Below are 12,145 nucleotides of genomic sequence, written 5' to 3'. Positions count from 1 at the left end.
AGGCGGAAGCGGGTGGGCAGGCGCTTCACAAAGGCCAGGGCTTCCTCCAGGCCCACCCGGTGGCCCGGGGAGACGAAGAGGGGCTTTACCCCCTTTCGGCTGCGGTAGGCGTAGCCCAGGGGGCGGCCTTCCGGGGAGAGGAGCCGTACCGCACTTCCCGCCTCCCGGGGCAAGGGGCCTTCCAGACGGCCATAGAGCAGGCGTTTGGCCACGCCGATGCTGGGGAGGTCCAGGTGCACCCCCAGGTGGCTGGCGATGCCCAGGCCCCGGGGATGGGCGATGCCTTGGCCATCCACCAGTAGGGCCTCGGGGGGCTCGGGAAGCGCGCTTAACGCCTGAAGATACGCAGGGGCCTCGCGGAAGGAGAGGAAACCGGGGATGTAGGGAAAGAGGTCCTCCTCGGGCACCACCCCTAGCCCCACGGCGAGAGGGCCCTTCTCCAAGTGGTATAGCACCGCCACCGCCACCAGGGGCTTCCCCCTTTTGTGGGAGGCGTCCAGGGCGGCGATCCGCTGAACGCCTGCCAGGCTTCCTTCCAGGATCACCTTTTCTGCCAGGCTCCTTTGCAGAGCCATGGCTTCCTGGAGATCCGCTGGCTTGGGAAAGGTCTTCCTTGGCACGGGGCTTGCCCCCTTTCTCTTTGCTCTTTGCAAGCCCACCGGGACTGGGTTGGCGGTAAGCCTTTACCGGGGTGCCATCTGGGTCTTTCCCAGGTGGGGTATTAGGTGGCCTCCCGCAGGCGCTCCAGCACCTCCGGGTCGGAGGGGTCCACCCCGTAGAGCAAGGCCAGGTAGTAGGCGGTCCAGGCCAGGCGGTACCACAGGGCCAGGGCTTGGGCCAGGCGGCTGCCTGAGGGAGCGGGCACCTCGGCGATGGCGTCCACCCGGGTTTCCAGGATCTCCTTGGCCAGGCGTACCGCCTCCCCCTCCCCCAGGAGGAGGGCGGCCAGGGGGTCTCCCTGCTCGTGGCGGGCCTCGAGGCCTGTGAGGAAAAACTCCAGGGCGCTATGGGGTGGGGTGAGGGCTAGGCTTTTCCCAATCCGGGCAAAAAGGCTCTGCCCTGCTTCCTCCAAGGGGCGGAAAAAGGGAGCGTAGAGGAGGGGGATCCTCTCCACCAGGGTGTAGGCCAGGAACTTGGCGGGGTTCTCCTCGAGGGGGATCTCCGGGGTAAGGCGTCTTCTTTCCTCCAGAAGGACCTTATCCACCTCGGAAAGGGCTTCCTCCTGCCCCGTGGCCAGAAGGAGGAAGCGCAGGTAGCGGTAAGGGTTCAAGGGGCTTGGGGAGAGGTAGACCTCCACACCGGGGCGGAGGCCCAGCTTGACCACCCCTACCCGCTCCGTTTCCGCCAGAAGGGAAAGGGCCGCGGCCTCTCCCAGGTCGTACCCCCCCTCCAGCACGAATAGGGTCCCTTCCTCTGTCCAGTCGGGGAGGCCGGAGAGCCGGGCGGCGAAGTGGCCTTCCCCATAGCCCAAGGCGGCGTGGGGTGCGGGGTAGGGGCGGGTGGGCACGGGCCCCGAACCCACCAGGTCGCGAAGCTCCAGGGCTAAGCCCCGGCGGTCCGCCAGATAAGTTTCCTCCCGGTCCAGGTCGCGCATACCCCTTATGCTAACCCCTGTGCAGGTGTTGCACCCTAAGCCGGTGGTCCGTCCTTGGGGAGGGAGCGCCTTGGGCTTTGGCCCGGGAGTGGGCGAGGTCTGGTTGGCGGAAGCGCCCCTGTTGGTAAAACTCTTGGACCCGGTGGAGTGGCTTTCCGTCCAGGTCCACCCACCCCATGGTTATGCCTTAAGGGTGGAAGGCGGGCCCGGCAAGTACGAGGCCTGGTACGTGCTCACCCCGGGGGAGATCGTATACGGTTTTGCCCAACCGGTAAGCCGAGAGGAGGTACGAAGGAGGGTAGCGGAAGGAAGCCTGGAGGGGATTTTAAACCGCATCCGGGTTGCCCTTGGCCAAGTGGTCTACATACCGGCAGGGGTGGTGCACGCCCTGGGCCCGGGGGTGCAGGTTTACGAGGTCCAGACCCCCTCGGACTTCACCTACCGACTTTATGATTACGGCCGTCCCCGGGAGCTCCACCTGGAAAAGGCCCTGGAGGTGGCCGTTTTGGAGCCCACCCCCTTACCCCCAGTCCGGCCTGAGCCCGTGGCGGGAGGGGAGTGCCTGCTCAAGACCCCTTATTTTCGTCTCCATCGCTACCCCCTTCCCGGGGGGCTAGGCCTCCATCCGCAGGCGCCCCTTCTCCTAACCCTCCTGGAAGGGAAGGCCCAGGTGCAGGGAATCCACCTGGAACCCCCAGCTACCTTCCTCCTGGAGCCGGGGGAACAGGTCTGGGTGGAAGGGGAGGGGTGGTTTCTCGGGGTTAGCCCTGAAGGCTTTGGATGAGGGCCTCCACCTTGGAGGAGGGTTTCTCCCCCAGTTCCTCCCAAAGGTGTTTGCGGTAGCGCTGAAGAAGCCTCAGGGCCCGGGCCCTTTGGCCTTGGGATAGGTAGGATCGGACCAGGGGGAGGAGGGCTTCCTCGTCCAAGGGATCCAGCTCCAAGATCCGCTCCAGAAAGCGGGGTTCCCCCCTCTTGAGGAATAAGGCCCGCACCCGGTGGAAAACCTCCTCCCGCTTCCGGTCCCAAAGGGGATGGTCCAGGCTGGGGAAAAGGGGTTCGCGGTAAAGCTCCAAAACCCTTTCCGCCTGGCCCCGTTGCAAGGCTTCCTCTAGGGCAAAAAGATCGGCTTCCACCCGCATCAGCCCCTCCTCCCCCAGGTAGGTGGGCACCCCCCAGGGCTCCAGGACCTTGCGAAGGCGGACTAGCCACACGTAAAGGTTGTTCAAGGCCGCCTCCTCGGTCACGTCCGGCCAAAGGGCAAAGGCCACCTCCTCCCGGGGCAGGCCCAGGAGCATAAGGGCGAAGACTTCCCTGGCCTTTCCCTTCAGGGTTACAGGCCCCAAGGGATGTTCCACTTGGAAGCGCCCCAGGACCTGGACCCTTAAGGGTGGGATCTCAGGGAGCCTCAGGGCGATGGCCTCCTTCCATCCGGAACGCAGGACCTCGAGGAGGGGGTAGGCCCGGGCCAGCTCGGGGCGCTTCCTGGGGAGGGCCTCCAGGGGAAGGAGGCCTGGTAGGAGGCCTTCGCCAACATCGGTTAGGGTGAGGAGGGCCTTTAGGTCCTCCTCCTCGGCGAGGAGGCGGTAGCGGGCAGCGTGCCAGAGGAGCCTTTCCTCTAGGTTTCCGGGATAAGGGGGCAGAAGCCCCGGGTCTTTTCGCAAAAGGGCCCGGGTGAGGCTGGGGAAGAAACCCGAAAGGCCCTCCACCAGGCCCGGATCCCCCCTGAGCTCCGCCAAGAGGGCCCTTCCCCTTTCCACCAGGTAGGCGTTTTCCCAGAGTTCCGCCTGGGCCACCAGCCGGGCGAGGGTTTCGGCATCCTGGTCCATGTGCGCCAGGAGCATTTTGGCCTCCAGGGAGGCCAGGGGGTGGCCAGGAGTCTGGCGGGCCCTTTCCAAGTAGCCACGCGCCATCTCCCTCTGCCCCAGGAGGAGGTGGAGCCAGCCCAGGTCCCGGAGGTGGCCGGCGAGGTTTTGCGGGATATGGCGCTCCATCAGCCCCAGGGCTTCCTCGAGGGCCTCTATCCTTTCCCGAAAGGCCCCCTTTAGCTCAAAGCGCAGGAGGGCCAGGTTGCTGAGGGGGGCGATCCGGTAGGGGCTTTCCGGGGGTAGGTGGCGGAGGGCCTCTTCCAAAAGCCTTGCCGCCTCCTCGGGCCGGCCTTCCTCAAAGGGTACCCGGGCGGCGTCGTTCAGGAAACGGCCGGCCAGCTCGGGGCTGACCTTAGGGAGGAGGGCCAGGCCCCGTTCCAAATAGGCCCGGGCCCGGGGGAGGTCCTGGCCCAAACGGCTTTCCGAGAGGTAATAGGCCAGGTGGCCCATGGCGGTGAGGGCCAAGCCGGGGTCCGGGGAGGATTCCGCTAGCTCCGTCAAAAGGGCCAGCCCCTCCTTCCTGCCGCACTGGGCCAGGGCCTCCCCCAGGCGCAGGTGGGCCCTTGGGCCCCCTTGGCGGAGGAGGTCCTGCCAATCCAAAAGCCTTTCCGCGGGGATCGGCAGGGTGATGGGGCTCTCTAGAAGGGACAAAAGTTCCCCCTTGAGGCCCGCTTCCCAGTAGGCTTCCGCCAACAAGGCGGGGGGAAGCCTTCCCGCGGCTTGGCGCACGGCCCGTTGCACCTCCTTTAGGAGGCTCTTTCGGGCCATCTCCTTGAGGAGGGGGTGGAGGGCGTAGCCCTCCGGCAGGCGCCTTAGCAGCCCTTTGTGGAAGAGGCTTTCCGTTTCTGGGCGGGCCAGGGAAGGGGGTAGGTGGGGAAGAGCGGCCAGCAGAAGACCTTCTTGGAACTCCCCGGGGGACAGGCTTTCCCTTAAGCCCTGCAGGAGGGCCTTGGGCTCAGGGGGGTTTCCCGTGAGGGCGGAGAGGAAAAGGGGAAGGGGCCAGCCCCCCGTGGCCCGGTGGGCCTCCGCAAAGCCTTCCTTGCCGGCGAAGAGGGCCTCGGCCTCCTCGAGGGTAAAGGCCAGATGGGAAGCCTTTAGGTGGACGAGCCTTCCCTCGGCCAGGAGCTTGGGAAGTTCAGGGTAGGGGAGGGGTTTGCGGCTGGCCAGGACCACCAGGGCGGGAAGGGTGCGCAGGAGGGGAGAGAGGCCCTCCTTACCGGTAAGGTCCTCCAGGACCACCAGGGTGGGCTCGGACTTGAGGGCCTCCACCACCGCCCCCCAAGGCACCTCCTCGGGGAGGCCTAGGGCCTTGGCCAGAAGCCCTTTGGGTTCGCCCAGGAGGGCGCTGATCCAGAAGGTGCGTATTCCCAGACGGGCGGAAAGCTGCCCCGCCAGGACGCTTTTGCCAAAGCCGGCAGGGGCTTCCAGCCACACGGCAAAGCCCGGTTCCTGGGGCAGGAGGTCCAAAAGCCGTGGGCGCTCCAGGTAGACCGGGCTTTGCCAGGTCAGGGCCATGCTTGTCCTCCATTTTAGCCGGGTTCCGGCCTTGACCAAAGCCCACCTGCCTTTCAGACTGGGGGGCATGGACCGGCCCTACCTGGACCTAGGCCCCTTGGGCCCCTTGCGGGGACGCTTGCGCGTTCCTGGGGACAAGTCCGTGACCCATAGGGGCCTCATGCTCCTGGCCCTAAGCCAAGGGGAAGGAAGGCTCCTTTACCCTTTGAAGGCGGGAGACACCCTCTCCACCGCCCGGGCCATGCAGGCCTTGGGGGCGGAGGTCCTCGAGGAGGGCCCCCACTTCCGGGTGCGGGGGCAGGGGCTTCGCTTGCAGGAGCCTGAGGATGTGGTGGACTGCGGCAACGCCGGCACCCTCATGCGGCTTCTCCTGGGAATCCTAGCCGGGCAAGAGGGGCTTTTTGCCGTGCTAACGGGGGATGCCTCCTTGCGCCGCCGCCCCATGGGCCGGGTGGTGGAGCCCTTGCGGGCCATGGGGGCCTCCATAGAGGGAAGGGAAGGGGGGAGGAAGGCGCCTTTGGCGGTGCGGGGTGGGAGCCTAAGGGGGATTTCCTATACCCTTCCCGTGCCCAGCGCCCAGGTGAAAAGCGCCCTTCTCCTGGCAGGGCTTTTTGCCGAGGGCGTCACGGAGGTGGTGGAGCCTGTTCCCACCCGGGACCACACGGAAAGGCTTTTCCACCACTTTGGCCTGCCCCTGGTAAAGGAGGGGCAGCGCATCCGCACCCAAAGGGCCGAGCCCTTCCCCGCCAAGGACCTTACCGTGCCCGGGGACTTCTCCTCCGCGGCCTTCTTCCTGGTGGCGGCCCTCATCGTTCCGGATTCGGAGGTTACGGTGGAGGGGGTGGGGCTAAACCCCACCCGCACGGGGCTTTTAGAGGTGCTCCGGGAGATGGGGGGGGATTTGGAGTGGCAGGTGGTGGAGGGCCAGGCGGGGGAGCCTGTGGGCTGGATCCGGGCCCGGTATAGCCCCCTGAAGGGGGTTTCCGTGGACCCAAGTCTCATCCCCCTCATGGTGGACGAGGTGCCTATCCTGGCGGCGGCGGCGGCTTGGGCGGAAGGGGAGACCTACATTCCGGGCCTTTCCGAACTGCGGGTGAAGGAGTCGGACCGGGTTGCCGCCATCGCCCAAAACCTTAGGGCCCTAGGGGTGGCGGTGGAGGAAGGGCCGGACTGGCTGAGGATCCAAGGGGGCGGGGTGCGGCCGGGAGAAGTGGAGCCCTTCCACGACCACCGGATCGCCATGGCCTTCGCCGTGGCGGGCCTTAGGGTGGGGGTGAGGATCCACGAACCCCAGTGGGCGGAGATCTCCTATCCCGGTTTTTTCCAGGACCTGAAGCGGCTATGCGGGGCATCGTGACCATAGATGGGCCTTCTGCCTCGGGGAAAAGCTCGGTGGCCAAAAGGGTGGCGGAGGCCTTGGGGGTGCCCTATTTGAGCAGCGGCCTCCTCTACCGGGCGGTGGCCTATCTGGCCTCGAGGGCCGGGGTGGAGCCAGGGGATGAGAAAGGGGTTTTGCGCCTTCTCAAAGGCCTCTCCCTCCGCCTCCTGCCCAAGGCCGAGGGGAACCGGGTGGTGGTGGATGGGCCTTCGGGGCTGGAGGACCTGACCCCCCACCTCCACACCCCGGAGGTGGACCGGGTGGTTTCCTTGGTGGCCCGGCATCCCGGGGTGCGCTCTTGGGTCAACGAAAGGCTAAAGGAAGTTCCGCCGCCCTTCGTGGCCGAGGGGCGGGATATGGGCACGGCGGTCTTCCCCGAGGCTCCCCACAAGTTCTACCTCACGGCCCGCCCCGAGGTGCGGGCCAAAAGGCGCACCGCCGAGCGCCCCCAGGACTACGAGGAAGTGCTTAGGGACCTTTTGCGGCGGGACGAACTGGACAGGGGCCAAAGCGCGCCCGCTCCAGAGGCCATCGTGGTGGATACCAGCGAGATGGCCCTCGAGGAGGTGGTGGCCCGCGTGCTCTCCCACATCCGTGACTGAGCATGGTTCCCGGAGCCAAGGAAAGGCCGGTCCACGAGTTCTTGAACATCGTCCTCTTCCGCCCCCTGGCCCACCTGGTGGTGCGCCTTCTCCTCTTCACCCCGGTTAGGCCCCACCACCTGGTCCTCTTCCACACCTTTTTGGTCCTCTTGGCCTCCTGGTGTATCCTTAGGGGCCTGGATGTGGCGGCCGCCCTTCTCCTTCAACTAAAGACCATTCTGGATAATGCCGACGGGCAGCTGGCCCGCCTGAGGGGGGAGGCCACGGAGCTGGGCCGGTATCTGGACACGGAGCTGGACCTCTTGGGAAACCTCTTCCTGTTTGTGGCCTTGGGGGCGCGTACCGGGGCTTGGGAGCTTTCCGCCCTGGCCTTTGTGGTCTTCACCTGGGTCCAGTCCTACGACTTTAACCTGGAAAGGCTTTATAGGGAAGCCCGGGGTCTCCCCCTGCCCGCGGAGAAACTGGATCCCCCTGGCCCCCTCCTGGGTTTTTTGCGGGGGGTTTACCGCGGGTTTTTCCTGCCCCAGGACCGGGCTGTAAGGGCTTTGGAGACCTTCTTGCTGCGCCGTTTTCGCCTTTCCCCCATGCGGTTTTGGGACGAAGGGGCCTTGGCGGGGGTGGTGAACCTGGGCCTCACCACCCAGCTTTTCTTCCTGGGAGTCTTCTTGCTCTTTCACCAGCCTAGGGCCTATCTTACCTTCGTGGTCCTTCAGGCCCTGTATCTTATGCTTTGGTATTTATGGAGGATTCTCCGCGCCATCCCATCCCCACGGTAGGAGCCTTGGTGGAACAGGAAGGTAGGGTGCTTCTGGTGCGCACCCAAAAGTGGCGGGGGCTATGGGGGGTGCCTGGGGGGAAGGTGGAGTGGGGGGAGTCCTTGGAGGCGGCCCTCAGGCGGGAGTTTTGGGAAGAGGTGGGCCTGGGCCTTAAGGAGGTGCGCTTTGCCTTGGTGCAGGAGGCCATCTTTAGCCCGGAGTTCCACAAGCCCACCCACATGCTCCTTTTCAACTACTTTGCCCAAGGGGAAGGGGAGGTGCGGCCCGGGGAGGAGATCCTGGAGTGGGCCTGGGTAAGGCCGGAAGAGGGCTTTTCTTTTCCTCTGAACAGCTTCACTCGGGTTTTGCTGGAAACCTATTTGGAGGGAAGATGAGGGTCGCCTTGGTCACGGGGAGCGCCAAGGGCATTGGCCGGGCCATCCTCCTGGCCCTGGCCAAGGAGGGCTTCCAGGTGGCGGTCCACTACCGCACCTCGGAGGGTCTGGCCGAGGCCACCCGCCTCGAGGCCGAGGCCTTGGGGGTAAAGGCCATCAAGGTGCGGGCCGACCTCACCCGGGAGGAGGAGGTCCGGGCCTTGGTGGAGGAGGTGCGCTACCACCTGGGGGGGGTTGGCGTTCTGGTGAACAACGTGGGGGACTACCTCTTTAAACCCATTGAGGAGGTTTCCCTGGAAGAGTGGCGCTGGATTTTGGACTCCAACCTCACCAGCACCTTCCTCCTCACCCAAAGGGTCCTTCCCCTCATGGTGGAGCAGGGGTATGGGCGCATCGTTAACCTGGGCTACGCCGGGGCCCAGAACCTCTTAGCCCGGCCCCACATCACCCCCTACGCCATCGCCAAAACCGGGGTGATCCTATACACCAAGGCCATCGCCAAGCGCTTCGCCCAGGCGGGGATCACCGCCAACGTGGTGGCCCCGGGGGTGGCGGAGAACTCCATTTCCAAGCCCCTTCAGGAGATCCCCATGGCCCGGCTGGCCCTCCTGGAGGAGATCGCCCAGGCGGTGCTCTTCTTCGTGCGGGAGCCCTACGTGACGGGGCAGGTCCTCGAGGTGGCCGGGGGGTGGAACCTCTAGGGCCACTGGGTCTACGCGTGTGCCCGCTCCACCCCGGCCAAATGGGAGCGGGGGATCCTTCCCCTTGGGGGCCTGATGGGGAAGAGGCGGTCAGGCCTATCCCTGAGGTGAAGAACCCCTTCGCATGGTAGGTTAGAGGCCATGGACGGTAACGCTCCCGACCCCAAGTACTGGGAAAAGATGCGCCTGGTGGCCGAGGTCCTGAAGGCCGTGGAGGGGCCCATCTACATCGCCACCCACGTGGACCCCGACGGGGACGCCATCGGTAGCTCCTTGGGGCTTTACCGGGCCCTCAAGGCCTTGGGGAAGGAGGCCTACTGGGTGGCCGAACCCCCCAGGTTCCTCCGCTTTCTGCCCAAGGAGGAGGAGTACTCGGACCCTTTGGAGAAGCTTCCCGTAGGGGCCACCCTGGTGGCCCTGGACAGCGCCGAGCCGGGCCGGGTGGTGGGGGTGCCGGTGGAGGGGTTGGTCATCAACATTGACCACCACGGCACCAATCCCCGTTTTGGCCACATCGCGGTGGTGGACCCCTCCAAGGCGGCCACCGCCCAGATGGTGAAGGACCTCATTGACCTTTTGGGGGTGGAGTGGACGGCGGAGATCGCCACCCCTGTGCTCACGGGCATCCTCACCGATACCGGCAACTTCCGCTTCGCCAACACCACCCCGGAGGTGCTCAAGGTGGCCTCGGAGCTTCTGGGGTATGGGGTGAAGCTTGCCGAGCTCACCGATAGGCTCCAGTTCCGCCCGCCCTCCTACTTCCGCCTCATGGGGCAGGTGCTTTCCACCGTGGCCTTCCACTACGGGGGGCTCTTGGTCACCGCTCACCTTCCTGAGGAGGCCAAGCGGGACGAGGAGGACTCCGACGACTTCGTGGGCCTCATCCGCTACGTGGAAGGAAGTGTGGTTTCCGTCTTCCTGCGCAAGCGAGGGGAAGGGGTGAAGGTCTCCATCCGCTCCCGGGGTGGGGTTTCCGCCCAGAACATCGCCGTAAGGCTTGGGGGCGGGGGGCATGTGCCTGCGGCCGGGGCTACCCTCGAGGGGGTAGACCTGGACCGGGCCTACGAGATGGTCCTCGAGGCGGTGGCGGAGGAGCTCCGGCGGGCGGGATACCTTTAGGGCCTAGGGGCCGGTTTCCCCGTCCACCAGCCTGCGTTCCCGGATGCCCGCTTGGGCGTAAGGGGCCAACTTCGTTCCGTCTACGGGGGTAGACACCACCTCCCCCAGGGGATGCCCTTGGGCTCGGGGAGGGACTGGACCTAAGGGTCCTCCCGGGGCTTTAGGAGGGGGATGTCCGGTTGGGGGAGGGTAGGACAAGGGGGTTGTCTGCCGGGACGATGCCCGGCCCCGTAGGGCCTTTCCAGGGCCTTGGCCTGGCAGGAGAATAGCCCCGCGCCTCCCGGGGTTCGCCCACCCCTTGCGGCGCCTCCCTAGGGAGGGCTTCAAACCCCTCCTTGCGGATCCGGTGGGCTAGGCCCCGTACTTGAGGAGCCTCCCCGCATGGGCCAGGAGAAGGGGCATGAGCTCCACCCCCCTTAGGTGCCCCAGGCTTCCTTTGAGGGCCTCGCCCTCGGTGAAGCGGCGGGCGGCATCCTGGCGTAGGTAAGGGGCCTTGAGGAGGAGGGGCACCGGGTGCCAGGAGTGGGCCTTGAGGAGGGCGGGGGTGGAGTGGTCCCCGGTGAGGGCCAGGACGTCCGGCCTTAGGGCTAGGATTTCCGGCAAAAGGGCGTCAAAGCGTTGGATCTCCGCCACCTTACCCAGGAAGTCCCCATCCTCCCCCTTGGCGTCGGGTTTTTTGAAGTGAAGGTAAAAGAAGTCGTACTGGTCCCAGTGTTCCCTGAGGGCCTGAAGTTTCCCCTCATGGGCATCGCCTTCGCCTTCTACGGGGAGGACCTCCATGCCCACCAGGCTGGCCAGGCCCTTGTACATGGGGTAGCTGGCGATGGCCGCCGCCCGCAGGCCGTAGACCTCCGCCATGCTGGGGAAGGAGGGCCGCCTCGAGGCCCCACGGAAAAGGGCCCCGTTGATCTTGGGCTCGTCCTTGAGCACCTCCCGGATGCGCTCCGAAAGGAGGTTCACCACCCGGGCGGTTTTCCTCGAGGCCTCGTCCAGGGCCTCCGCCTTAAGGGGGGGAAGCCCCGCCTTCTGGGGGTCGGTGTCCGTGACCCCATCCCCAAGGCCTTCCCCCCTCAGGACCACCAGAAACCGGTGCTCACTCTCCGTATAGAAGCGAACCTCCACATCCTCTACCCGAGGGATGGCCTCTTGGAGCTTGGCCACTACCTGCCGGTTTTCCTGGGTGCTGGGACGGCCTGCCCGGCGGTCCAGCACCTGACCCTCGGGGCTTAGGGTGGCGAAGTTGCCCCTTAGGGCCACATCCCCATCCCGGAAGTCCACGCCAAGCCCCAGGGCGCTGAGGGCTCCCCGGCCCACCAGGTAGCGGAAAGGGTCATAGCCGAAAAGGGCCAAATGCCCGGGGCCGGAGCCGGGGGTAAGCCCAGGGTAGACGGGGGTGAGGAGGCCCAGGGCGCTTTCCTCCGCCAGGCGGTCCAGGTTGGGGGTCTTGGCGGCCTCCAGTTCCGTGGGCCCTCCGGGCTCCAGGGGAAGCCCCCCCACCCCGTCCAGGACCACCAGGAGGATTTTGGCCTTGCCCTCTTGCCGAAGCTCTTGGAAGACGGAAAAGAGGTCCATGGGGCCATTTTAACGGCCAAGGAAAAACCCCCGGTTTCCCGGGGGTTTCCCCGCTTGTTTGCCTTAGCGCGTGGCCTGATCGGCATTCACCAGGCCGTGGCCAAAGAGTTGCCGGCTTCCTATGTCCTCTGCGGTGGCCTTCAGGTGGGCCCGCACCTGGCCCGGGGTCCAGTCCTTGTGCAGGGCCTTCACTAGGCCGGCCACCGCGGCCACGTGGGGGCTGGCCATGGAGGTGCCGGCATACCAGGCGTAGGCGGGAAGGTTTTCCGTGATGATGATGGTGGAAAGGATCAGGTGGTAACGCCACCCAGGAGGGCGATGGTTGCTGGGCCGGGAGCACCAACTTTGGCCAGGCCCTTAGGGTGCGGCGCTTTGGATGGAGAGGCTGGCGGTCCTGCTTGGGGCATGCTGCTAGGCGAATAGCCCCAGGGCCAGACTGGCCAAAGGGGCATGGCCGATCTTTGCGAACCCCCTGGTGGCACCCCTATGGTCTAGCTGTCCCTGGCAAGAAGTAAGATGAACGGGTATGGCGAAGGAGAAGGGTCTAACGCCGCAAAGCCAGGACTTCAGCGAGTGGTACCTCGAGGTCATCCAAAAAGCGGAGCTCGCCGACTACGGGCCGGTGCGGGGCACCATCGTGGTGCGTCCC

Annotated in this window: 12 protein-coding genes; 7 read left to right on the top strand and 5 right to left on the bottom strand. The window is 65.9% G+C overall.

The features are described 5' to 3' along the window. Positions 1 to 575, bottom strand: a 575-nt coding sequence (locus Q0693_RS02615; protein WP_298628979.1) for an endonuclease V, incomplete at its 3' end; no start/stop codon positions are given. 146 nt (positions 576 to 721) lie between these two features. Further along, positions 722 to 1,594: an SIS domain-containing protein gene (locus Q0693_RS02610; protein WP_298628977.1), complete on the bottom strand. Its 873-nt coding sequence runs from the start codon at positions 1,592 to 1,594 to the stop codon at positions 722 to 724. Between the two features lie 19 nt (positions 1,595 to 1,613). On the opposite strand from Q0693_RS02610, the gene Q0693_RS02605 reads away from it, so the two are divergent. Beyond that, positions 1,614 to 2,378, top strand: a complete 765-nt coding sequence (locus Q0693_RS02605; RefSeq protein WP_298628975.1) for a class I mannose-6-phosphate isomerase — start codon at positions 1,614 to 1,616, stop codon at positions 2,376 to 2,378. Here Q0693_RS02605 and Q0693_RS02600 read toward each other — a convergent pair. Beyond that, positions 2,356 to 4,974 carry a BTAD domain-containing putative transcriptional regulator gene (locus Q0693_RS02600; RefSeq protein ID WP_298628973.1) on the bottom strand — a complete coding sequence of 873 codons (2,619 nt, stop codon included), beginning with the start codon at positions 4,972 to 4,974 and terminating at the stop codon, positions 2,356 to 2,358. The genes Q0693_RS02605 and Q0693_RS02600 overlap by 23 nt on opposite strands. Positions 4,975 to 5,041: 67 nt before the next feature. On the opposite strand from Q0693_RS02600, the gene aroA reads away from it, so the two are divergent. The 6 genes from aroA to Q0693_RS02570 all read left to right on the top strand — a co-directional run bounded on the left by aroA (position 5,042) and on the right by Q0693_RS02570 (position 9,924). Continuing rightward, a complete protein-coding gene (gene aroA, locus Q0693_RS02595; RefSeq protein WP_298628971.1) occupies positions 5,042 to 6,331 on the top strand; it encodes a 3-phosphoshikimate 1-carboxyvinyltransferase in 1,290 nt (429 codons plus the stop codon). Beyond that, positions 6,316 to 6,954 (top strand): (d)CMP kinase, encoded by a 639-nt coding sequence (gene cmk / locus Q0693_RS02590; protein WP_298628969.1) that lies wholly within the window; start codon positions 6,316 to 6,318, stop codon positions 6,952 to 6,954. The genes aroA and cmk overlap by 16 nt, the downstream gene beginning before the upstream one ends. A 2-nt stretch (positions 6,955 to 6,956) precedes the next feature. Beyond that, positions 6,957 to 7,730, top strand: coding sequence for a CDP-alcohol phosphatidyltransferase family protein (locus Q0693_RS02585; protein ID WP_298628968.1), 774 nt, complete (start codon positions 6,957 to 6,959; stop codon positions 7,728 to 7,730). After that, positions 7,694 to 8,104, top strand: a complete 411-nt coding sequence (locus Q0693_RS02580) for an NUDIX domain-containing protein (protein WP_243031753.1) — start codon at positions 7,694 to 7,696, stop codon at positions 8,102 to 8,104. Before Q0693_RS02585 ends, Q0693_RS02580 begins: the two co-directional genes overlap by 37 nt. Next, the gene (gene tmpR, locus Q0693_RS02575) at positions 8,101 to 8,805 is read left to right on the top strand and encodes a bifunctional dihydropteridine reductase/dihydrofolate reductase TmpR (protein WP_298628965.1); all 705 of its coding nucleotides are present in this window, start codon (positions 8,101 to 8,103) and stop codon (positions 8,803 to 8,805) included. Before Q0693_RS02580 ends, tmpR begins: the two co-directional genes overlap by 4 nt. A 141-nt stretch (positions 8,806 to 8,946) precedes the next feature. Beyond that, on the top strand, positions 8,947 to 9,924 hold the full coding sequence (locus Q0693_RS02570; RefSeq protein ID WP_298628963.1) for a bifunctional oligoribonuclease/PAP phosphatase NrnA: 978 nt from the start codon (positions 8,947 to 8,949) through the stop codon (positions 9,922 to 9,924). Between the two features lie 351 nt (positions 9,925 to 10,275). Here the strand turns inward: Q0693_RS02570 and Q0693_RS02565 are convergent, their stop codons facing one another. Both Q0693_RS02565 and Q0693_RS02560 read right to left on the bottom strand, forming a co-directional pair. Next, positions 10,276 to 11,496: a 2,3-bisphosphoglycerate-independent phosphoglycerate mutase gene (locus Q0693_RS02565; RefSeq protein WP_243031757.1), complete on the bottom strand. Its 1,221-nt coding sequence runs from the start codon at positions 11,494 to 11,496 to the stop codon at positions 10,276 to 10,278. A 63-nt stretch (positions 11,497 to 11,559) separates the two neighbouring features. Then, entirely contained in the window at positions 11,560 to 11,724 is a 165-nt protein-coding gene (locus Q0693_RS02560; protein ID WP_298628958.1) for a S8 family serine peptidase, read from the bottom strand. Positions 11,725 to 12,145 lie beyond the last annotated feature (421 nt).

The sequence above is a fragment of the uncultured Thermus sp. genome (genome assembly GCF_938010445.1).
Classification (GTDB): Bacteria; Deinococcota; Deinococci; order Deinococcales; family Thermaceae; genus Thermus; species Thermus altitudinis.
The sequence above is the reverse complement of the archived record's forward strand: the minus strand, read 5'-3'. Positions and strand labels throughout refer to the sequence as shown.